Below are 20,809 nucleotides of genomic sequence, written 5' to 3'. Positions count from 1 at the left end.
TAGAGACTAAGGTATTGGTTCAGAGTTCTTTGCGATAGGGGAGTGAGGCCTGCGCACCCATCCGCGTGACGGATAGCGCGGCAGCGCGGCAGGCAAAATCAATGGCAGCGGGCAGGTCTTGTCCTTCGCTGACGGCAACGGCCAGGGCTCCGCTGAAACAATCGCCGGCGGCTGTAGTATCAACGGCATGGACATGCGGAGCTTCAATCAACTGTCCCTGCTGACCATCAAAAGAATACGCGCCTTTCGCGCCGAGGGTAATGACGACGTGTCCGACACCTTTCGCGGCGAGCTGCCGGGCTGCCGCTTCAGCCGTTGCGGCGTCCGTCACGGGAATGCCGGTGAGCAGCCCTGCTTCCGTTTCATTGGGTACGAGGATCGCGAGCCGGGGAAACAAATCATCCGGCAGCGGCTGCGCGGGAGCCGGATTCAGGATGACGCCGATGCCCTTCTTTGCACAAAGACGAACAGCGGCTTCGACCGTCCCGAGCGGAATTTCCAATTGGATCAGAACGGTATCGCCGGCCCCGGCATTTTCCAGCGCCTGTGATACTTCTTCCGCTGTCAGGCGGGCGTTAGCGCCGGGCGCGACGACGATACAGTTTTCGCCTTTTTCGTCTACCGAAATCAGCGCAACCCCGGACGCCGCCTGCGGATCGGTAAAAATCGGGGAGGTGTCGATGCCGTCGCGCCGGAAGCCCTGTACAGCCTGTTTGCCGAAGAGGTCGTTGCCGACCTTCGCGACAAAACGCACATCTCCGCCCAGCCGGGCTGCCGCTACCGCCTGATTGGCGCCTTTTCCACCCGGATTCATCAGAAACTCGCCGCCGATGACGGTCTCGCCCGGGGCCGGTAACCTACCCGTTTTGACGACCATATCCGTATTGGACGAGCCGATGACAATAATCTTTCCCATCTCAAATAGAATTTTTCTATGCAACAATAGGATATATGAAACAGAAACCAGGCAATACGCCGAAATATTTAAATGCGTATCTTAGAGAATGAAAATGTTATGAAATGACTGTTAATATATTGAATATGAATGTATTAACAGGATAATTTAAGAGAATAGATGACCGGAACCGAACAACTCCACCGCCTGATTCTGCGGATGGACAAGGCAGAACGCCGCCGTTTCCGCCAGCAAGCTGCCGAGGGACAGTACCTGCGACTCTATACGCGCCTGGAAGAACTGCCTGCCTGGACTCCGGCTTCCGACGCGGCCCTGCAAAAGGAATTCCCGCAGCTGGAGCCTACCCGGAAGTACCTGCAGGTCCTGATTCTGGAAAGCCTGCGTGACCGGACGGGCGTCGTCCGGAATATGCTCCTCGATGCGGATACCTGGCACCGGAAGGGTTTTCTGGCACAAAGTCTGGCAACCTGGCGGAAGGCCGGCGACCTGGCGCGGGAAGCGGCACTACCCATACTCGAAGCCGAAGCATTACAGGGAGAACTGCACGTCTGGTTGGAATCCGGATTTGGCAATGCGGCTGAGGAAGAATTGATCCGGAAGCAGGAGCGCCTGGCCACTTTGCTGGAGAACCGCCGCGATGTTCGCCGCCAGGCCGAGCTCTTCGAAATACTGTCCTTCCGATACCGGCAGGCGGGCACCGTACGAACGGACGCGGAAATCCGGCAATTGCATGACCTCGTTTTGCAGGAAAGCCAGATGGTCCGGCAAAGCCGTCGGGCTGACGACCGTCTGCATCGGCATTTTCAGGCACTGTATCTACGGATTACCGGCGATTCGGCCGCCAGCCTCGGCGTTTTACTCGATCTCGCGGCCTCTTATCGGGGCCGTACGCTGTCTGGAGAGGAGACCGACCGGTATTACCGCCTCCTGCATGAAGTATTGTCCGAATTGTATGAGTGGGGGAGATATGACGAAATGACACCTTTTTTAGAGGACTTAGGCAAAAATGCGTCATCCCGTCAGGTGTTTTTGCTCCATACGTTCACACAGGCCAAGGGGCTGAAAAAACCGCTGAATACCCTGCGGCAGGATACTGTGCAACGCTATGGAAAGGGCCTGGAAGGGATGGAGGACCGGATTCGCTTTACCTTTCTTTTCGAATCAGCCGAGGCATGGTTCGACGAAGGCGCGCTGAGTCAGGCCCTTAGAGAGGTCAACGAGGTACTTAACTGCCGCTCTTCCCGTGAAAATGACCAGGTGATTCGATGCCGGATGCTGTTTTGGCTGATTCAGAAACAGCGGAGAAACGAGGACCTGCTCCGTTCAGAATTGCGCTCGGCCATCAGAAGGTATGGTAAGGAAGGCGTAGTTGGCTGGGTAATACATTGGTTATCAGGGTATGATGAAGCAATACTTCGCCGGGAACTGGCCCAGCTCCGGCAGATACCCTATGAGGCCCGGCTGATACGCGCGCTGCGGCTTGAAGACCGGTTTACTCCGTTTCCGTTGCGTGGGTAGAGATGCAAACCCATTGATTGTCAATGGTTTTTCCAAGTAAAAAGTAATCTATTTCCCGTTTGCCGGCCTTGAATACGGTCAAGTCGGAGAGTTGACCGGAGAGCCATTCCTTCAGTGAGTCGAACTTTACAGCCATCGCTTCTTCTTCCTTCCCGAACCAGTCAAAGCGGGCGGTTAGCGGCTTGAAAAAGGCATTGATTTTCAGGGATTTGACCGGAGTTTTTTCGGGGATATCGAGGAGAGGGCGCAGTTCGTCGACCGCAGGCGCGCCGGTACCCTGCCATTCGGGAAGAGCGCGAAAGGAGAACGGCGCGTTGGATTCGCTGAGGTAAACAAGGCCCTGGAGCCGGGTAGTAAGGTCCTGTTGCAGGTCGGAAAGGGCAGATCGGTTCATGGAATCGGGTAATGGTGTAAAGGAAACTGCTTAATTGTGCCGGAGGAAAAACCGGGTGCCTGCCAGATTTCCAGGCAGGTAGTTTCCGGCAGGAAGGAAAGGAAAAAGGTTTTTTTTTCTTTTCCAAAAATCCCCCTATCATTGCCTGCCCTTCGGCAAATAACCAATCTAACTACTTCAATCATGCTGGAACAACTGCTCGGCCTCATCAAGGATAATTCACAGGAGGCCATCGTCAACAACCCCGCCATTCCGAACCAATACAACGATTCTGCCCAGGCTACAATCCTTTCCTCCATCGCCAATGGATTGAAGAACGAAGCAGAAGGAGGTAATCTCGGCGGGCTGATCGGTCTGCTGACAGGCAAACAGGCTCAGGGCGCAGCAGGGGTGATGGGTAACCCGGTCGTTTCCGGAATCGCTCAAAACGCGATCGAAGGACTGATGGAGAAATTCGGCATTGAAAATCAGGCAGCAAAGGGAATCGTCGCGTCAGTCCTTCCTTCGGTTATCGGCGGGCTGATCTCCAAAATCGGCGATAACGGCGACAGCTCCATTGACCTCAATTCAGCGATGGGTTCGATCCTGTCGAACACCCAGACGCCGCAGCAAACGCAGGGCTTTGATTTCAACCAGATCGGAGCGGCGTTGTCTGACGGAAAAATCGATATGAACGACGTCATGAACATTGGCGGAAGCCTGCTTGGCGGTAATTCCGGCGGCGGCCTTGGCGGACTGCTCGGAGGTCTCTTCGGCGGTAACAAATAACCGGCCTTTTTCTACTTCCGGTATCGGTACCGAACCTGCGGGAAACCCCCGCAGGTTCTTTTTTTGCCTGTCAATGTGTCAGAACAGGACGGTCTTGCCGGAAGCAGGCACGGGGATTTAGGAGATAGAGGCATCTGTTGAAACGAAAAATCTTAACACACAATACAGTATTATGGGAAAAATCATTGGCATTGACTTAGGTACGACGAACTCCTGCGTAGCGGTGATGGAAGGTAACGAGCCCGTTGTTATTCCGAACAGCGAAGGCCGTCGCACGACACCGTCCGTCGTTGCCTTTATGGATAACGGAAACGGCGAGCGCAAGGTAGGAGATCCCGCTAAGCGTCAGGCCATCACCAACCCCGTAAACACCATTAGTTCTATCAAGCGGTTTATGGGGAAAAAGTTCTCCGAAGTACAAAATGAGATGCGTTCCATTTCGTACGTCGTCGAACAGGGCCCCAACAACACGCCCCGCGTACGGATCGGTGACCGCCTGTACACGCCGCAGGAAATTTCCGCGCAGATTCTCACGAAAATGAAGCAGACGGCCGAAGATTACCTCGGCCAGACCGTTACGGAAGCTGTTATTACGGTTCCGGCATACTTCAACGACGCCGAGCGTCAGGCTACGAAAGAAGCCGGTCAGATCGCCGGTCTGGACGTGAAGCGGATCATCAACGAGCCGACCGCCGCTGCACTGGCCTTCGGTCTCGACAAGAAGCACGCCGACATGAAGATCGCCGTGTTTGACCTCGGTGGCGGTACGTTCGATATCTCCATCCTCGAACTCGGTGACGGTGTATTCGAAGTAAAATCAACCGACGGGGATACTCACCTCGGCGGTGACGACTTCGACCAGGTCATTATCGACTGGCTGGCAGGCGAATTCAAGGCAGATGAAGGCGTAGACCTTCGTCAGGACCCGATGGCCCTGCAACGCCTGAAGGAAGCAGCAGAAAAAGCAAAGGTTGAACTTTCATCTTCTTCACAGACGGAAATCAACCTGCCCTATATCTTCCCGGTAAACGGCATTCCGAAGCACCTGGTGCGGACGCTGAGCCGTGCGAAGTTTGAGCAACTCGCAGACGGACTCTTCACCCGCATGATGGAGCCGGTTCGCAAGGCGATGAAAAATGCCGGTCTGAATACGTCTGAAATCGATGAAGTAATCCTCGTCGGCGGTTCTACCCGGATTCCGAAAGTACAGGAAGAAGTAGAGAAGTTCTTCGGTAAGAAGCCTTCGAAAAACATCAACCCGGATGAAGCGGTAGCCATTGGCGCTGCGGTTCAGGGTGGTGTATTGACCGGAGAAGTGAAGGATGTCCTCCTCCTCGATGTAATCCCCCTGTCACTCGGTATCGAAACGATGGGCAGCGTGTTTACGAAACTGATCGAGGCCAATACGACGATTCCGACCAAGAAATCGGAAACATTCTCAACGGCGTCTGACAACCAGCCTTCTGTTGAGATCCACGTTCTCCAGGGTGAGCGCCCCATGGCCAGTCAGAACCGGACCCTCGGCCGTTTCCACCTGAGCGATATTCCTCCGGCCCCGCGTGGCGTACCCCAGATCGAAGTAACGTTCGACGTTGACGCCAACGGTATCCTGCACGTTTCTGCCAAAGACAAGGCAACGGGCAAGGAGCAAAAGATCCGGATCGAAGCTTCCAGCGGCCTGAGCGATGCCGAAATCCAGCGCATGCGGGATGAAGCGAAAGCCAACGAAGAAGCCGACAAAGCGGAACGTGAGCGTATCGAGAAACTCAACCAGGCTGATTCCCTGATCTTCCAGACAGAGCGTCAACTGAAAGAATATGGCGATAAGCTGTCTGAAGGCAATAAATCAGCCATCGAAGGCGCTCTGACAACGCTGAAAACGGCTCACCAGTCCGGTGACGTTGCGGCGATCGACAGCGCCTCCGAAGCCCTCAACAACGCCTGGGCTGCCGCTTCGACTGAGATGTACAACGCAGCCAATGCCGGCGGCGAGCCGACAGGCTACCCGGGTGGCGAAGCTACCAACGGCCAATCCGACGGCGGGAATGCCGGCGCGTCTGACAAGGACGTACAGGACGTAAACTTCGAAGAAGTGAAGTAATACGACCGGATAATAATGCGAAGGGGCTGTCTCATACCGAGACAGCCCCTTTTTCTTTTTAGTCCGTGTATTCTGTGAAGTCTGTGAGAATTTGAATTTTATTTTTCTCACAGACTTCACAGAATACACAGACTTTTATTTCGGGAAAAGGACGGTATTGATTACGTGAACCACCCCATTCTTCTGCGGCTGATCAGCATACTGAATCACACCTGAATTTCCTTTTTCATCGGATACCACAAATTGCGTTCCTTTTTTGGTGACGTACAATGCCTGACCGGTGAGGGTACGCAGCTGCGTTTTACCACCGTTTTTCCTGATGGCTTCATCCAGGTTCGAAGCCAGCCATTTGCCGGTTACGACGTGGTGAAACATTACTTTGCGGAGTGCTGTCGTATTGTCTTTCGAGAGGAACTTCTCAGCGTCCGGAAGAGCATTGAAAGCAGAATCTACCGGTGCGAATACCGTAAACGGACCGGCAGCGGTAAGCGTATTGCTGACGCCCGTTTGCTTGATAGCGCCCAGAAAATCAGAAAGGGCAGGAGACTGCACTACGTTATCGACAATGGCACGGCTTGCGTTCATCGAAATGGCAGCCGGCTTGACCTGAGCAAAGGAAGCGCCGGCGATCAGCAGCAGGGCAGCAGTTTGGATCGTTTTCATGAAGGAAAGGTATAAGAACTTGACGGGTCAAGTTTAGGTGAAAAAATTGGGATGTAATTCTTAAAAAAACCAAAAATACGACAGTCAGGTACCGATTCGTCAGTTCGGGAAAAACAGCGCGCTGGTTACATGAACCACGCCGTTGCTCCGCACCAGATCCGGCGCCTCGATATACCCTTTGTGTCCTTTCTTATCTGAAACGGCAAAACGGTCTCCTTCTTTTGTGACCGTGAGCGATTCCCCCGCCAGCGTCTGGAGCTCCGCCCGTCCGTTACCCCGGTCAATCGCTTCCTGCATATTACGCGTATACCAGACGCCTGTGACGATCTGATAGGCCATAACCTTGCGGAGCCGGGTTACCTGAGAAGGGTCGAGCAGACCGGGGTCGCCGGACTTCACGAAAGCCGAATCCGTTGGAGCGAAGACCGTAAACGGCCCCGCACCCTGCAGGGTATTGATGAATCCCGAGGACTGCAATGCCTGATAGAACCGGGTATGCTGCCGGGAAGCAGACGTTCCCTGTACGATGCTTTCCCGTCCGCCGGGCGTAGCAGTAGTACCGCCGCCAGTTGACGGCGTAGACGTCGAACGTGTTGGAGTTTGCATGCAGGCTGCCATCACGACCAGCAGGCAGAGGGGAGCAAAGGTCTTTTTCATGATCAGGTTGAGGAAAAAAGGAGCAGCCTGAGGCTACTCCTGTCGTCATTATCCGATTGTTTCTTCTTCATCCGAAGATTCTTCTTCGGCTTCCGGCTCGTCATCGCTCTCTTCGGCCAGCAATGATCCTTCTGCTTCCGGAGAAGGAGGCTCCGGTAAGCGTTCAAATGCCGTTTCCTTCTGTTCGAAGTGCGCGAACGGATCTTTTTCTTCCCGTTCGAAAGCATTAACAGCCTCGTCGAGCGGGCGAAGCGTGTCCAGCCGCTGATTATCTACTTCATAAGGAACTACTTCCAGAATCGGCGTCAGCCCGACGTCCGTAATTTCATAATCCTCCACGCGTCCGAGCAGGTCTTCGACGCGGTCATAGGCCTGCTTGACAGAATCTGCGTTGACCAGAAAAAGGGAAGAGGATTTCTTCTCTTTCTTCGTCTTTTCATCGAAGGTCGTGATGACGATCTTCACTTTGAACCACTTCAACTCCGGGCCTTCTACGTGAAAGACCTCCTGAACTTTCATCGGAGCGAGGCTCGTCACGCGGAAATCCGGCGCGTTGTCTCCCAACAGATCATAAAGCCGCGCTTCAGAATCGGTAAAGGAAACGGCGTCGAGCAGGTATGCTTCGGTGATCGTCTGGAACTTGCCGGGTTCGATTTCTTTGGTGTATCGTATTTTGCCTAAAAACCAGGTTGCCATAAACAATGGGTAAAACAGTAAACCGGCAAGTTAACAGGCGTCCGGCGAGCTCCCTGCTTCCGGACCGAAAAAATATAGCTTCCGTGTAAACGGGTACCTGAAAACCAGTGTCAAAGACTTGTCTTCGGTGTTATTACCGTATCTACTCCGTGAAAGATACCGTTTTCAGCTACCTGGTCGGCGACGACGATCTTCGCCGAATTGCCATTTTCGTCCGTCAGCAGAATACCTCCCTCGATCTGTGTCGCAAGAAGGGTGCTGCCGCCCAGGGTTTTCAGCGTTGTCTTACCGTTACCTGCTGCTATGGCTTCCTTCAGGTTGGCGACGGTATACTTACCGGCCACGACGTGATACGACATCACCTTCGCCAGCAGATCCCGGTTTTCTGCTTTCAACAGCTTATCGAGCGAACCGGCGGCCAGCTTATAGTAGGAGAAATCGTTTGGCGCGAAAACGGTATACGGGCCTCCGGTGCGGAGCGTCTGGGATACGCCGCTGAGGTTCAGGGCGTTGACAAAGATCGAGTAATCGGCTGTGCTGCTCAGATTACCGATCAGGTTTTTGGTAGCGTCCTGTGCCATCGCCGGCGAAGCGCCGAGCAATAACAGAACTATGAGCTTTTTCATAGGTTTCGATGCGTTTTTGGGTGGCGGTTGGTCGAAGTACCGCTTTTTCCCCGAACTTCCGGACTATCCCGGAAAAAAGAATGCCAGTTTCCGTATCTACGGGCTCCGGTGAGTCGCGGATGTTCCGTTTCCGGTCAAAAAAAGAACGCATCGTATCGATGCGTTCGTAAAATCAGCAGTATCTGTATCAGAATCAGGTAAGTATCGGTTTGACAACCTTACCCGCCACGTCCGTAAGCCGGTATCTTCTTCCCTGAAACTTGAAGGTCATGCGCTCGTGATCGACGCCGAGAAGGTGCATGATCGTAGCCTGGAAGTCGTGCACGTGTACCGGGTCACGGGCAATGTTGTAGCCGAACTCGTCGGTTTCTCCGAAAACAAAGCCTTTCTTCACCCCGGCGCCGGCCATCCAGACGGTAAAGCAGCGGGGATGGTGATCGCGCCCGTAATTTTCTTTGGTCAGTTTACCCTGGGAATAGTTGGTCCGGCCGAATTCCCCGCCCCAGATGACGAGGGTATCGTCGAGCAGGCCGCGCTGCTTCAGGTCCCAGATCAGGGCGGAGGAGGGTTGGTCCACCGATTTCGTCATCACCTTGATATCGTTCGGCAGGTTGCCGTGCTGATCCCAGCCCTGGTGATAGAGTTGCACAAACTTCACATCCTTTTCGATGAGCTTTCGCGCCAGGAGGCAGTTCGCCGCAAACGTACCCGGTACCCGGGATTCCGGACCGTACATATCGAAGATGTAGTCGGGTTCTTTCGAGATGTCGAGGGTCTCCGGAACAGCAGTCTGCATCCGGTAAGCCATCTCGTACTGGGCCACGCGGGAGTTGATTTCCGGGTCGAGTACCTGCTTGAACTGATCCGCGTTGAGGCGGGCCAGGGCGTCGAGCATACGTCGCCGGGAGGTTTTGTCAATGCCCTGCGGGTTAGACAGGTAGAATACCGGGTCCGGGCCTGACCTAAAAACAACGCCCTGGTGTACAGAAGGCAGAAATCCGTTGCTCCATAGTTTCGCATACAAGGGCTGGTCGCCGCCGCGTCCTTTTGACAACAGTACCACAAAGGCCGGCATATTCTGATTGTCAGAGCCGAGACCCCAGCTCACCCAGGACCCGAAGCTTGGACGACCTCCCTGCTGACTGCCGGTCTGAAAAAACGTCACAGCCGGGTCATGGTTGATGGCTTCTGTGTGGAGACTCCGGATGAAAGTGGCCTCCCCGGCTACTTTCGCGATATGGGGCAGTAACTCAGAAATCCACATGCGGCCCGGGCCGTATTGCTGAAATTTGAAAGCCGACGCGGCAAGCGGAAAGACGCTCTGTCCGGCTGTCATACCGGTCAGGCGTTGCCCTTTTCTGACGGATTCGGGCAGGTTCTGCCCCCACATTTGCTCGAGTTTCGGCTTGTAGTCGTACAATTCGAGGTGCGACGGCGCCCCGCTCTGGAACAGGTAAATAACCCGTTTCGCTTTGGGAGCAAAGTGAGGCATATGGCCGGACGACGCTTCGGCGGTACCCGGCAGCAGCGAAGACAGGGCGGCTGCGCCGAGCCCGAGGCTGCTTCGGCTGAGGAAGTTACGACGGCTCATCTGGTCGTGATGAGCCTGCTCGAGTTCCATCCATTCGGTCTTTTTCATGCGCTATCGTTTGATGACGAATTCGTCTGCATTCATGAGGGTAGTGGCCAGCATCATCCGGGCGGCCAGTTCAGTTTTGTCAAGCGCCGGATCGTTGGGAAATTCACCTACGGTCAGCAACTCCTGTACCCGCCTGGGATTCCGGCTGAGTTCCGCTTTTTCCTCGGAAAAATAGTTTTTGAGGATATCCATTTCCGTCTGGCGGGGCAGCCGGCTCGTCAGTGCTTTGTAGGCATACCGGATCTGGTCGTCGATCGACGTGCCGCCCTGCTTCATCATCCGCTGGGCCAGTACCCGGGAGGCTTCCACAAACTGCGGATCGTTCATCACCACCAGCGCCTGAAGCGGCGTACTGGTTTTTTGTCGTCTCACCACGCAGAAATGGCGCTCCGCGGCATCAAAATTGAGCATCATCGGCGGCGGAGAGCTCCGTTTCCAGATGGTATACATACTTCTGCGGTAAAGACTGTCTCCATGATCCTGCACGTAGTTGACGGCGTTACGGGTAGCAAGTGCTTCCCAGATACCTGCCGGCTGGTACGGTTTCACGCTGGGGCCGCCGATCTTCTGGGTGAGCAAACCGGACGAGGCAAGGGCATTGTCGCGTACCTGCTCTGCCGAGTACCGGTAGCTCGGTCCGCGAGCCAGCAGTCGGTTGTCCGGGTCTGCCTCACGAAGCTGTTCAGAGGCAGAAGACCGCTGGCGATAGGTTGCTGACAAAGCGATCTCCCGGAACAGCCGTTTGACGTTCCAGCCGGATTCACGGAAATCGACGGCCAGGTAATCCAGTAGTTCGGGATGGGAGGGAAGTTCTCCCTGATTGCCGAAGTCGTCGCTCGTTTTGACAATACCATTTCCAAACAGCTGCTGCCAGAAGCGGTTGACGACTACCCGGGCAAACAACGGATTATCGGCGCTCAGGAGCCACTGCGCGAGTCCAAGCCGGTTTTTAGGAAGATTTTGCGGGAACTGACCGAGAATCTCCGGCGTCATCGCTTTCACTTCTTGTCCCGGAGCGTCGTATGCGCCCCGCTTGAGGAGATAGGTCGGGCGCGGGTACTTTTGCTCCCGCATGACCATGACATCGATTTCATGGTTCATCAGTTCATTTTCTTCCGTCAGAAGGGCGCTGCGCTCTTCCCGGATGCGCCGAAGCGGCTCGTCGTAGTGAAAGGTATAGTGCTCAAATACCTGTTGCCGGGTAGCGGGCGCGGCGCGCGGCCCCTTTACCCACTTGGCAATCTCCCATCCGCTGACGGGCCGGTTGTATACCTTCAGTTCACTGACAGCAAAACCTCTGTAATTATGATCCTGACTCTGTCCGATGGACAGGTTATTCGTTCCGGCGCCCCAGTTTGATTTGTCTTTTCCCCAGATAACGCCCTGCGTCAGATTATCAGTCATGATCCGTACCGGTGCAGGCTTACCGTTCAGGTAGATCCGGATGCCCTTGGCGCTGCCTGAGCCGTCGTAGCTGACGGCGATATGGGTCCAGTGTTTGAGCGGAACTTGCTGGAACGTTTCCACATCCATCGCGTCGTCCGGCCATACGTAACTCATTCGGAATGCCAGACGGCCGTCCGGAAGCCGGACACATTCATATCCGCGGAAGCCGTTCATCGGCCCCAGGTGGCGGTTGAACAGCGGGCCGTCCAGCTTCGGATCCCGGATATTTACCCACAACCCGATGGCAAACGGGTCTTCCCGGTTAAACCAGGCGGTATTGTCGGGCATGCGCGCGCGGTCGCCGCGATTGAAACCCCGCATTTCCAGGTAGGTTTCCCCCGGCAGAAAGACGCCCGACCGGTCCTTGTTCCGGACCATTTTCGGCAGGTGATCCATGTCGCCGCGGATCTGCATCGGCATGGTATCATTGACAAAATTGGTGAACTTATATTCGATACCCGTACGTATTTCCTTGCGCGGCTGCGCCTTCGGGTTTTTGGCGAGCTCTTCCGGAGAAGGCTTGATTTCGACTTCTTTCGTCCACGGACGGATCTTCAGCGTATCAAAGCGAACGTCAAAAATGAGCCCTTTCCGACCCGAAATGCGCGGCAGCTTCCGCTCGCCACCCAGTGCCTTCCAGCTTTCGTAGCGGGTATCTGCCAGTTTCAGTTGCTGGTCGTAGGTTACCTCCAGCTCTTTCAGTCGTTTGTGAATCTCCTTCAGCCGCTTTTCCGTTTCGGGCTTAGGCAGCGTGATATGCGGAGAAGGCTCACCGTTATACGGAATCTGCCCATACTCATTCACCGTATTGAAGAACGCATAGAGCGAATAGAAGTCTTTTTGGGAAATCGGATCATACTTGTGGTCGTGGCAGCGCGCGCATTCGACTGTATGCGCGAGGAACGTCTTGCCAAAGGTATTGACCCGGTCGATGACATATTCGGTATGGTATTCTTTCGGTACAATACCGCCTTCCTGACTTTGCTGGTGGTTTCGGTTAAAGGCCGTGGCCAGCAGCATTTCGCGGTTCGGGTTAGGCAGTAGATCGCCCGCGAGCTGCCAGGTTACGAATTTATCATACGGCATGTTCCGGTTGAAGGCGGAGATGACCCAGTCACGATAGGGCCACATCGTCCGCAGCCCATCGTCCTGATACCCGTGTGTATCGGCGTAGCGGGCCATATCGAGCCAGCTGACGGCCATGTTCTCGCCAAAGTGCTTTGATTTGAGCAACCGGTCCACCACTTTTTCATAGGCATTCGGCGACTGATCCGCCAGAAAGGCATCTACTTCCGAAACCGTGGGCGGCAGACCCGTCAGGTCGAAGGTAACGCGGCGGAGCAAGGTCGTTTTATCGGCTTCAGGAGAAGGCTTAAGCCCCTTGTCTTCGAGTTTTTTCAGGACAAAACGATCAACATCATTTCGCACCCACCGGGCGTCTTTCACCTCGGGCGGAGTTGCTTTTTCCGGTTTGGTGAAGGCCCAGTGGGGTTTGTAGGTGGCGCCGTCTTCAATCCACTTGATGAGCACCGCCTTTTCTTCGGTAGAGAGGGTTAAATGGGATGAAGGCGTTGGCATGACCAGCTCCGGATCGGCTGAAAGTATCCGGTGAACGAGATCACTGCCGCCGGGATTCCCGGGATCAATGGCATTGCGGCCATTTTCTTCGCTGACGTGAGCCAGGGCTGACTCCGACAGATCCAGACGCAAACCTGCCTGCTGCTTGTTCTTGTCAGGACCATGGCAGGCAAAGCAGCGGTCAGACAGGATAGGTTTTACGTCGTAGGTGTAGTCAAGCTTTTCCGGCAGCTTTTCCATCGCCACCTTCACATCGGAAGGGACATCGATGCTGCTGCTGCCGCAGGACGAGATCAACATGCCTGCGAGGGCGGTTCCGGAGAGGCAAAGTAGCCGTTTCAGGTGAGTCATATGAAAGCGCGTCACGACACAATACAGCGGCGGGGTGAAGGGATGAAATCGTATCAGTCTGACTTGATAAAATACGTTAAGCGTCATTCTAAAATACAAAACTAGGCAATCCGGAACCCGCTGAGTGATGCTTTATTAACCAGTTGTGGCAGATTCGGAACTAAGACGCGGCGAAGCGCCTTTTTCCTTAGCTGACCCTTATTTTTGCTTCGTTTTTTTTGCTTTCATGGTCCGTATCGCGTTCGATCCCGTTTTCTGTCACCCGCTTCCGGAAGGCCACCGGTTCCCGATGGAGAAGTATGAGCTGATTCTCGCACAGTTGCTCTGGGAGGGTACCATCACGGAATCGCAGCTATTCCACCCCGCGCCGGTTGAGGCGCAATGGGTCCTTCAGGCACATACGGAAGCCTATTGGGAGGACTTGCTTCACCTTCGCCTTTCTCCGAAAATGATCCGGAAAATCGGGCTTCCCTTGTCTGCAGAGCTGGTTTACCGGGAGCGCGTGATCACGCAGGGGACGATTGACTGTACCCGGTACGCCCTGGAAAACGGCGTGGCGCTGAATGTCGCCGGAGGTACCCATCATGCTTATGCTGACCGGGGGGAAGGCTTTTGTCTGCTGAACGATGTAGCTGTGGCGGCACGGTATCTTCTGGCGACGGATCAAAGCCGGAAAATACTGGTTATCGACCTCGATGTACACCAAGGCAACGGCACCGCCGCTATCTTCCGGGATGATCCCCGCGTTTTTACCTTCTCCATGCACGGGAAGGAGAACTATCCGCTGCATAAGGAGCTGTCGGATCTGGATGTGGAATGGCCGACGGGTACCGGCGACGAACCTTACCTCACCCGCCTGCGGGAGTTATTGCCGGCATTGATCCGGAAAGAACAGCCGGACTTCCTGTTTTTCGTATCGGGGGTGGACGTACTGGCGTCGGATAAACTCGGCAAGCTGGGAATGAGCCCGGAAGGGTGTCGCGAGCGGGACCGACTGGTATTCTCGGCGGCGCTGGAATCGGGCCTGCCACTGGTCGTCACGATGGGAGGCGGGTACTCCCCGCGCCTGAAAGACATCGTGGAAGCCCACTGCAATACCTTTCGCCTGGCGGAGGCGCTGTACGGCGACGGTCAGGGGCGCAGGCCCCGCCGCTCGCTCTGAAGATGGAGTATGGTTTCGCGCTGGGCGGCGACGGTCGAGTCGCTTTTCAGCAAGGCCGTACTCAGGCGGTTGCCGGTATTCCGGCCCGAAAACCACTGGAAACCATTGCACACGAGGGAAAGCAGCAGCAGCCCCGCCAGCGCGCCTCCCCGCAGCCGGCGATAGCGCCGGTAGGAACCCGGGAAAAACAATTTTGTCATGCAATCACCAAAGTAAGGACAGCAGAATTCCGAGGCAGGCAAACAGCCGGATGTCCAGCGATGGATTGACAGGGGGAAATTGACGGGAAACCAGCTCCAGCATAATTCCCGAAGGAACGCCCAGCACAAATCCGATCAGGATCATGCGGGCTACCGAGGCCAGGTCGGCCCAGGGCGGACTGATCAGCCGGACGATCGTGCCGAGGGCGAGCCCCGCCAGGACCGACAACAGACAGGGAATAAATTTCATGCAGCGGACAACAGATCTTGATGGGTACTTCCTTAAAAAGACTACGCCGGGGCCGACGTTAAGGACCCCAGCGTGTCTGTATTTCCCCCATTACAAACCATCTAACCGGATGAGAAAACTGGTTTGCTTTGCATTGGCAAAACAAGGGGTCAATACTTAACCACGTGTGAAGTAATCCTTAAAAACTGCTGAAATTCGCCCTTACCGACAGGGAATGGTCACGGTAAAGATGACCGTTCCGTCTCCCGAGCGAACCGCAATCTGCCCGCCGTGCAACTTGACAATGCGTTCCACCAGCGATAACCCGATGCCGTAACCGGCTGTTCTGACCCGTTTCTGGCTTCTGTAAAACGGTTCAAAAATCAGGCTGATTTCGTCTTCCTGAATATCGGAATGATTGGTAAACAGGAGGACGATTTGTTTGTCGGACGGTACCACTTTTACTTCGACGGCGTGGTCGTCCGAAAATTTGCATCCGTTCTCCATCAGGTTTACCGCCGCGATCTTCAGCAGGTAGGCATTTCCAGAGACGGTCAGCAGCGCGTCTTCTTCCAGGTCGGCCGGAAACTCGACCTTGATGGAATAGTCCGGGTGCGTGGAGCGCAGCAGATCCCGGGCATCCCAGACGATTTCGTCGATGCGGACGGAAGCCGTCAGGAAGGAATGACTCTGGTCGGTCACTTTTGCCAGCTCCAGCAACGTATTCGAAAGGTGACTCAGTTCGCGGGTATCAGATAGTACAGACCCTAACGTCTGCCGGTATTCGTCGCCCGTCCGCTCCCGCAGGAGCACAACTTCCAGCTGGGAAATAATCTTGGTCAGCGGGTTCTTCAGTTCATGGGAAACATTGGAAATGAACATGTTCTGAAGCTTGAAGGCTTGTTCGACCCGATCCAGCAAGGCGTTGAAGGTGGCCGTCAACCGGCCTATTTCATCTTTTTCATTCTCGGTATGAACCCGCCTGCTCAGGTTCTGGGGATAGATACGCTGGACTTCGTTGATAACGGAAGATATCGGCACAAGCGCCCTCCCGGCAAACAGCCAACCTACCACGGCTACCACGAGAATCGCCGCGATATAGGCATAGACCATGATTTTGAGGAGGGAACGCATGTTCACCTGATCGGCCACATCCGAAGCGCCCGCTACACTGACAACCCGGTCTTCACCCGAAGAATAATACAACCCGAAGATCTTATACTCGCCCTTGTCAATGCGCAGCTCCCGGTTGAGGCGGATTTTATTCAGGATATTCTGATCGAGATCGAACCGGATGGTATCGTTGTTGGTGTGGATCTCCTCGTTCCGGTAATTGTAGATGATGACGTTTTCCTTGTAGAGCAGGTCCCGGTTGGACTGATCCACCAGTTTCAGGATCTCGGAATTGACCTCTTCGACATTGACCAATAGCTCAGCCGTAGTCAAAGCCTTCTGTTTCAGCCGGTTATAAAACTGCTCTTCCAGGTAGTACTGCCGAAACCAGTAAATGGCCGCAAAGGCCAACAGCACGATGACCGAGACGAGCAGGCTAAACTGGATAGTCAGACGGGTACGAATCTGCATGAGAAACGGAAAAACGGCAAAATACAGAAATCAATCCTCCAGTTTCAGCACATAGCCCATTCCGTACTGGGTATGGATCAGCCGGGCGGAAAAGTCCTTGTCCACCTTCTTGCGTAACAGGTTGATATACACCTCGATAACGTTAGTGCCGGTATCGAAGTTGACATCCCATACCTTTTCGGAGATTTCGGATTTGGAGAGTACCTTTCCCTGGTTGCGCAGCATGTACTCAAGAAGGGCAAATTCCCGCGCGGTGAGATCGATTTTCTTTTCATTGCGGGTGACAGTCTTCGAATCCAGGTTCATTTCCAGGTCGGCATACCGCAGGATATTCGAAGCAATCGGAATGGAGCCGTTCCAGCGACGGGTGAGTACCCGGATACGGGCGAGCAGCTCGGCAAATTCGAAGGGTTTGACGAGGTAGTCATCCGCACCCGCGTCGAAGCCCATGAGCTTTTCATCGATACTTCCGAGCGCGGTGAGCAGCAATACCGGCGTTTCGACCCCTTCGCTCCGCAGCTCACGGGTCAGCTCTACGCCGTTCAGGCCGGGCATGATGATATCGGAAACGATCAGGTCATAGGGATTCTTCTTGGCCAGATGCTTGCCGATGAGACCATCGTAGGCGATATCCACTTCGTATCCGTTTTCTTCCAGCCCCTGTCTTACCGACTGAACGGTCTTGGGTTCGTCTTCGATGATCAATAGTCTCATGTCGTTCGGGTTTTAGTCGGCTACCGTTGAAAAGCGGTAGAACACACCCAGCGGAAGCTTCTTGTCGAACGAATCCGGCAGGTAGAGTTCGCCGAACTCCGTGTGTCGCGTCTGTCCAAAAATACGGAGAATCAAACTCTCCGCAATCAGCGCGGAAAAACTAAGGGAGTACAGGTTGATGAGGAAAAAATGGTTTTCGGGGTCGAGCAACTCCTTGCAAAGCTTTAGCAGTTCATTGATCTGTTCTTCCAGCACCCACTTTTCACCATCCGGACCGCGCCCATAAGCCGGCGGGTCGAGGATAATACCCTGGTACCTGTTGCCGCGGCGTACTTCCCGGCGGACAAACTTCATGGCGTCTTCTACCACCCAGCGAATGTTGTCCAGTCCGCTCAGTTCCATGTTCTCCCGGGACCAGCTGATGACCTGCTTCACCGAGTCCACATGCGTGACATCGGCGCCGGCAGCGCGTGCCGCGAGCGACGCAACCCCGGTGTAGGCAAAGAGATTAAGTACCTTCGGCGTCTGCAGCGCCTTCGATTTCCGGTGGATGTATTCCCAGTTCGCCGCCTGCTCGGGAAATAACCCGACGTGCTTGAAAGACGACAGCGCGAGCTTGTAGCTCAGCTTTTGTCCGCCGATCGGGCAGGTGCCAACCCATCTGTCAGGCATACCTTTCTTTACCACCCATTCACCGCGTTCAGAGTTTCCTTTTTCTTTCCGGAAATAGGCCTGCGCCTGTTTTTCCCACTCTTCCTGTGAAAGAGTCTTATCCCAGATAGCCTGAGGCTCGGGCCGGGCCAGCACATAGGAGCCAAAGCGCTCCAGTTTCTCAAAATTGCCGCAGTCAATCAGTTCGTAGTCCGACCAGGGAGCAGGGGTGAGGAGTTTCATGGCGCTAAGGTACGAATCGCATGGGGCGGTAGGCAATAGGGGGAGTGCTTTAGGCTGTAAGCTTTAAGCAGCAAGCTGCGATGGCTCTGCTATATAAAAGCAAAAGGCGGCAAGCCTTCCGACCCACCGCCGCCTGCTTAAAGCTTAAAGCCTATCGCTTACAGCCTTAATACGCTACTTTATTCAGATAAAACACCGTTCTCCTCCCGTCTGCATCGTTTGTGATGCGCTGGAAGCCCCAGGCGAGGAAGTAGTTATCATACCAGTAGTCCAGGTTGTCGGTACCCTGGCGGCGGATTTTGTCGCCCGCGCTGCCGGTCGCAATGGCCTGCGCAGTACCGTTTTCAAGGACCATATCGCCTTTGATGGATTTGGACAGGAGCCGTCCCCGGTCACTGTATACCATCGTCAGCTGGTCGTTCTGCAGATTTACCTTGACCTTTTCTTTCAAAGTCATGGACTTCGTCTGGTCAATTTCAAAACTGTTATCCCAGACGATAGCACCCTGCTGGTTGATACCTGCGACTATGGCGTGGGTATACTGCCAGCCGTCGAATATCTGCGAGCCGTTGTTGTACAGACCCCGGTTTCCGAAGTACCAGGGGTTCAGGCTGTACATACCCCAGCCCCAGCCGGGATAGAAGCCGCCGCCACCGGGACCGTAACCCCACGGACCGCCGCCATATCCCCACGGATTGCTCTGGTTCCGGAACGTAGCCTGGAAGGCTTCGGCGACGATGATCAGCTGCCCGTCTTTCTGAATGACATCATGGAGCAGTAGTTGCGTATTGACTTTGTAGTCACTGCCTTTTTCCTTCTTGCGGGCGATCTGACGTTCGCGGCGCTCCAGGTCGCGCGGGCTCAGGTAGGAATAGAAGTTCTTGAAGTCCGTGAAGCTATAGTACTTCAGTGGAAGTACTTCATTTTCAGTTACTTTGCAGATATACAACCCTTGTACGATACGTCCTTTCGTCGGCGATTGCATGTTGCGGAAACCATAGGTGCCAACCATCAGCTGGGTACCATCCGGGAGGACGCTGAGGCGTCCGTCGAGCAGCGCATAGTCCTCGTCCGGCGTGACGACGATCTCAGAAAGCTGCTTGCCCACGTCGTCGAAGGACTTGACGACGATGGAGTAATCCCGGCTTTTCCGGACGCAGTAGGTTACGTTGACGCGGTTGGTCACCGAATCCACGTCAATCGCCTGCACTTCGGCCTGGCCTTTGAACGTGGCGTTCAGCAGGCGGTTCTGTCGCGTCTGCAGGTTGGTATACGACAAAATCGGCTGCTCCCGCACAATACCGGCGATGTAAATGCCGTCATTGAAGGCTTTGAACTGGGAGATCTCCATTTTGTCGACCGAATGAATCTCAAATTTCTCCGTAAAACCGGGTCCTACGTAGACTTTGATAACTTCGTATACATTGCTTTTCGAGCGACTGAAGAGGAGATAGACATTCCGGCCATCGTACGAGTACGTGACGTATTCGAGGCCTTCGGTAATCGTACCGTCTACCGACCAGCTGCGGTCCATGTTGGTGTCGAACCGGTCGACATGGTAGGAGTTTTTGCCCGTCTGGGTCAGCAGCATAACGCCTTCCTTTCCGACAGGAATGGTGAAAATACTGGCGGAAGTTGACGGAATGGGAATTTCCAGCCGCCGTTGCTGCGCGGCGACGGATAAAGTAAGGCCCCAGGCGAGGGCGAATACAAGGAGGGGGTTACGCATGTTCATGTCCTAATCCAAGGATGATATCGAATTCTTCGGGGCGGACGGGAGAGACCGATAAGCGGGACAGTTTCACCAGTGCCAGGTCCTGAAGACGGGGATCGGCCTTGATCGTTGCCAGTGTGACGGGTTTCTCCAGCTTTTTGACCGGCTCGAGGTCCACCACAACCCAGCGATCGTCGTCCGTTGTGGGGTCTGGATAAGCTTCCCGGACGACCTTTGCGATGCCTACCACTTCTTTTCCTTCGTTGGAATGGTAAAACAGCACCAGGTCTCCGACGGCCATCGCTTTCAGGTTGTTACGGGCCTGAAAATTGCGTACTCCGTCCCACATGCCGCGTTTTTCTTTAACGAAAGTGTCCCAGGAATATTTAAACGGTTCGGACTTGACTAGCCAGTGGTTCATGATGCGGAAAGAGGTTTCAGGGTTTGGTAAAGGTAAAAAGGCTGATTATGAGTTGGTTGTCTGGCAGATTAAAGAGATGTTAATAATCCTTAAATCGGCCTGACAAGCAGCAGGTCTTTCGAGAGAATCAATACCTGATAATGGATGACGGTCGGCTGCTTCTGACCCGGCGCCGTGTAGGTAATGGTCAGTTCCTTTACCTGATTCCCGTCTTTGATGACGGAATACGTGCCCCTTGTCAGCGTTACTTTGTTGGATTGGCTTACGCTTACCTGCACATCTGCAGGTGTGAAGATGAATTTCTGGCGATAGCCCGTTTCCGTAAAGTTGTAGTTGGCAGTGCGAAAGACAAACCGGTCCTGCTGGCTTTCAGACAGCGAATTTTCCCAGGTCTGATAGAGGTAGGCGAGGACGTCTTCCTCTTCGAGCGCGCCACTCTGGCGACAGCCCGTCAGCAAGAGGAGGCAGAAGAACAGAAGTCGTTGCATCGTCGGCTGGAGTGAGAGACGGAAAAATAACAAAAAAGCAGGTGAGCCCG

General features: G+C 54.5%; 20 protein-coding genes. 4 read left to right on the top strand and 16 right to left on the bottom strand.

Translation table 11 applies throughout. The features are described from left to right. Positions 1–19: 19 nt before the first annotated feature. Positions 20–916, bottom strand: a complete 897-nt coding sequence (gene rbsK / locus BLR09_RS15720) for a ribokinase (protein WP_093204146.1) — start codon at positions 914–916, stop codon at positions 20–22. 159 nt (positions 917–1,075) lie between these two features. Between rbsK and BLR09_RS15715 the strand changes: the two genes are divergently transcribed. Continuing rightward, on the top strand, positions 1,076–2,434 hold the full coding sequence (locus tag BLR09_RS15715; protein WP_093204143.1) for a hypothetical protein: 1,359 nt from the start codon (positions 1,076–1,078) through the stop codon (positions 2,432–2,434). Here BLR09_RS15715 and BLR09_RS15710 read toward each other — a convergent pair. Further along, positions 2,409–2,828 carry a nuclease A inhibitor family protein gene (locus tag BLR09_RS15710; RefSeq protein ID WP_093204141.1) on the bottom strand — a complete coding sequence of 140 codons (420 nt, stop codon included), beginning with the start codon at positions 2,826–2,828 and terminating at the stop codon, positions 2,409–2,411. The two genes, BLR09_RS15715 and BLR09_RS15710, sit on opposite strands and share 26 nt — an antisense overlap. Positions 2,829–3,011: 183 nt before the next feature. Between BLR09_RS15710 and BLR09_RS15705 the strand changes: the two genes are divergently transcribed. Both BLR09_RS15705 and dnaK read left to right on the top strand, forming a co-directional pair. Next, positions 3,012–3,596, top strand: coding sequence for a hypothetical protein (locus BLR09_RS15705; protein ID WP_093204138.1), 585 nt, complete (start codon positions 3,012–3,014; stop codon positions 3,594–3,596). 172 nt (positions 3,597–3,768) lie between these two features. Then, on the top strand, positions 3,769–5,697 hold the full coding sequence (dnaK, locus tag BLR09_RS15700; RefSeq protein ID WP_093204135.1) for a molecular chaperone DnaK: 1,929 nt from the start codon (positions 3,769–3,771) through the stop codon (positions 5,695–5,697). Between the two features lie 135 nt (positions 5,698–5,832). Here the strand turns inward: dnaK and BLR09_RS15695 are convergent, their stop codons facing one another. The 6 genes from BLR09_RS15695 to BLR09_RS15670 form a co-directional block, all read right to left on the bottom strand. Continuing rightward, entirely contained in the window at positions 5,833–6,360 is a 528-nt protein-coding gene (locus tag BLR09_RS15695) for a fasciclin domain-containing protein (protein ID WP_093204133.1), read from the bottom strand. A 99-nt stretch (positions 6,361–6,459) separates the two neighbouring features. After that, positions 6,460–7,017: a fasciclin domain-containing protein gene (locus BLR09_RS15690; RefSeq protein WP_093204130.1), complete on the bottom strand. Its 558-nt coding sequence runs from the start codon at positions 7,015–7,017 to the stop codon at positions 6,460–6,462. Between the two features lie 48 nt (positions 7,018–7,065). Continuing rightward, the gene (locus tag BLR09_RS15685) at positions 7,066–7,713 is read right to left on the bottom strand and encodes a DUF4494 domain-containing protein (RefSeq protein WP_093204128.1); all 648 of its coding nucleotides are present in this window, start codon (positions 7,711–7,713) and stop codon (positions 7,066–7,068) included. 110 nt (positions 7,714–7,823) lie between these two features. Next, positions 7,824–8,339: a fasciclin domain-containing protein gene (locus BLR09_RS15680; protein ID WP_093204125.1), complete on the bottom strand. Its 516-nt coding sequence runs from the start codon at positions 8,337–8,339 to the stop codon at positions 7,824–7,826. A 193-nt stretch (positions 8,340–8,532) separates the two neighbouring features. After that, positions 8,533–9,978, bottom strand: a complete 1,446-nt coding sequence (locus tag BLR09_RS15675) for a DUF1501 domain-containing protein (protein WP_394331408.1) — start codon at positions 9,976–9,978, stop codon at positions 8,533–8,535. Positions 9,979–9,981: 3 nt separating this feature from the next. Further along, positions 9,982–13,353 carry a DUF1553 domain-containing protein gene (locus BLR09_RS15670; RefSeq protein WP_093204123.1) on the bottom strand — a complete coding sequence of 1,124 codons (3,372 nt, stop codon included), beginning with the start codon at positions 13,351–13,353 and terminating at the stop codon, positions 9,982–9,984. 226 nt (positions 13,354–13,579) lie between these two features. On the opposite strand from BLR09_RS15670, the gene BLR09_RS15665 reads away from it, so the two are divergent. After that, positions 13,580–14,515, top strand: coding sequence for a histone deacetylase family protein (locus BLR09_RS15665; protein WP_093204120.1), 936 nt, complete (start codon positions 13,580–13,582; stop codon positions 14,513–14,515). Here BLR09_RS15665 and BLR09_RS15660 read toward each other — a convergent pair. From BLR09_RS15660 to BLR09_RS15625, 8 genes are all read right to left on the bottom strand, one after another. Then, positions 14,485–14,715: a hypothetical protein gene (locus BLR09_RS15660; protein WP_093204118.1), complete on the bottom strand. Its 231-nt coding sequence runs from the start codon at positions 14,713–14,715 to the stop codon at positions 14,485–14,487. The two genes, BLR09_RS15665 and BLR09_RS15660, sit on opposite strands and share 31 nt — an antisense overlap. Before the next feature lie 4 nt (positions 14,716–14,719). Next, positions 14,720–14,965, bottom strand: a complete 246-nt coding sequence (locus tag BLR09_RS15655) for a hypothetical protein (protein WP_093204115.1) — start codon at positions 14,963–14,965, stop codon at positions 14,720–14,722. Between the two features lie 201 nt (positions 14,966–15,166). After that, a complete protein-coding gene (locus BLR09_RS15650) occupies positions 15,167–16,528 on the bottom strand; it encodes an ATP-binding protein (RefSeq protein ID WP_093204113.1) in 1,362 nt (453 codons plus the stop codon). Between the two features lie 30 nt (positions 16,529–16,558). Further along, a complete protein-coding gene (locus tag BLR09_RS15645; protein ID WP_093204110.1) occupies positions 16,559–17,242 on the bottom strand; it encodes a response regulator in 684 nt (227 codons plus the stop codon). A gap of 12 nt (positions 17,243–17,254) precedes the next feature. Then, positions 17,255–18,136, bottom strand: a complete 882-nt coding sequence (locus BLR09_RS15640) for a class I SAM-dependent methyltransferase (RefSeq protein ID WP_093204107.1) — start codon at positions 18,134–18,136, stop codon at positions 17,255–17,257. A 166-nt stretch (positions 18,137–18,302) separates the two neighbouring features. Beyond that, positions 18,303–19,865, bottom strand: a complete 1,563-nt coding sequence (locus BLR09_RS15635) for a hypothetical protein (protein ID WP_093204106.1) — start codon at positions 19,863–19,865, stop codon at positions 18,303–18,305. Continuing rightward, a complete protein-coding gene (locus tag BLR09_RS15630) occupies positions 19,858–20,271 on the bottom strand; it encodes an EVE domain-containing protein (protein WP_093204103.1) in 414 nt (137 codons plus the stop codon). The genes BLR09_RS15635 and BLR09_RS15630 overlap by 8 nt, the downstream gene beginning before the upstream one ends. Before the next feature lie 89 nt (positions 20,272–20,360). Continuing rightward, entirely contained in the window at positions 20,361–20,759 is a 399-nt protein-coding gene (locus BLR09_RS15625; RefSeq protein WP_093204101.1) for a hypothetical protein, read from the bottom strand. Positions 20,760–20,809 lie beyond the last annotated feature (50 nt).

The organism is Siphonobacter aquaeclarae, assembly GCF_900103285.1.
Classification (GTDB): Bacteria; Bacteroidota; Bacteroidia; order Cytophagales; family Spirosomataceae; genus Siphonobacter; species Siphonobacter aquaeclarae.
This window is presented reverse-complemented; position numbering and strand designations above follow the sequence as displayed.

Coding starts and splice junctions, on each gene's coding strand:
- rbsK (WP_093204146.1), bottom strand. CDS start 916: ATGGGAAAGATTATTGTCATCGGCTCGTCCAATACGGATATGGTCGTC.
- BLR09_RS15715 (WP_093204143.1), top strand. CDS start 1,076: ATGACCGGAACCGAACAACTCCACCGCCTGATTCTGCGGATGGACAAG.
- BLR09_RS15710 (WP_093204141.1), bottom strand. CDS start 2,828: ATGAACCGATCTGCCCTTTCCGACCTGCAACAGGACCTTACTACCCGG.
- BLR09_RS15705 (WP_093204138.1), top strand. CDS start 3,012: ATGCTGGAACAACTGCTCGGCCTCATCAAGGATAATTCACAGGAGGCC.
- dnaK (WP_093204135.1), top strand. CDS start 3,769: ATGGGAAAAATCATTGGCATTGACTTAGGTACGACGAACTCCTGCGTA.
- BLR09_RS15695 (WP_093204133.1), bottom strand. CDS start 6,360: ATGAAAACGATCCAAACTGCTGCCCTGCTGCTGATCGCCGGCGCTTCC.
- BLR09_RS15690 (WP_093204130.1), bottom strand. CDS start 7,017: ATGAAAAAGACCTTTGCTCCCCTCTGCCTGCTGGTCGTGATGGCAGCC.
- BLR09_RS15685 (WP_093204128.1), bottom strand. CDS start 7,713: ATGGCAACCTGGTTTTTAGGCAAAATACGATACACCAAAGAAATCGAA.
- BLR09_RS15680 (WP_093204125.1), bottom strand. CDS start 8,339: ATGAAAAAGCTCATAGTTCTGTTATTGCTCGGCGCTTCGCCGGCGATG.
- BLR09_RS15675 (WP_394331408.1), bottom strand. CDS start 9,978: ATGAAAAAGACCGAATGGATGGAACTCGAGCAGGCTCATCACGACCAG.
- BLR09_RS15670 (WP_093204123.1), bottom strand. CDS start 13,353: ATGACTCACCTGAAACGGCTACTTTGCCTCTCCGGAACCGCCCTCGCA.
- BLR09_RS15665 (WP_093204120.1), top strand. CDS start 13,580: ATGGTCCGTATCGCGTTCGATCCCGTTTTCTGTCACCCGCTTCCGGAA.
- BLR09_RS15660 (WP_093204118.1), bottom strand. CDS start 14,715: ATGACAAAATTGTTTTTCCCGGGTTCCTACCGGCGCTATCGCCGGCTG.
- BLR09_RS15655 (WP_093204115.1), bottom strand. CDS start 14,965: ATGAAATTTATTCCCTGTCTGTTGTCGGTCCTGGCGGGGCTCGCCCTC.
- BLR09_RS15650 (WP_093204113.1), bottom strand. CDS start 16,528: ATGCAGATTCGTACCCGTCTGACTATCCAGTTTAGCCTGCTCGTCTCG.
- BLR09_RS15645 (WP_093204110.1), bottom strand. CDS start 17,242: ATGAGACTATTGATCATCGAAGACGAACCCAAGACCGTTCAGTCGGTA.
- BLR09_RS15640 (WP_093204107.1), bottom strand. CDS start 18,136: ATGAAACTCCTCACCCCTGCTCCCTGGTCGGACTACGAACTGATTGAC.
- BLR09_RS15635 (WP_093204106.1), bottom strand. CDS start 19,865: ATGCGTAACCCCCTCCTTGTATTCGCCCTCGCCTGGGGCCTTACTTTA.
- BLR09_RS15630 (WP_093204103.1), bottom strand. CDS start 20,271: ATGAACCACTGGCTAGTCAAGTCCGAACCGTTTAAATATTCCTGGGAC.
- BLR09_RS15625 (WP_093204101.1), bottom strand. CDS start 20,759: ATGCAACGACTTCTGTTCTTCTGCCTCCTCTTGCTGACGGGCTGTCGC.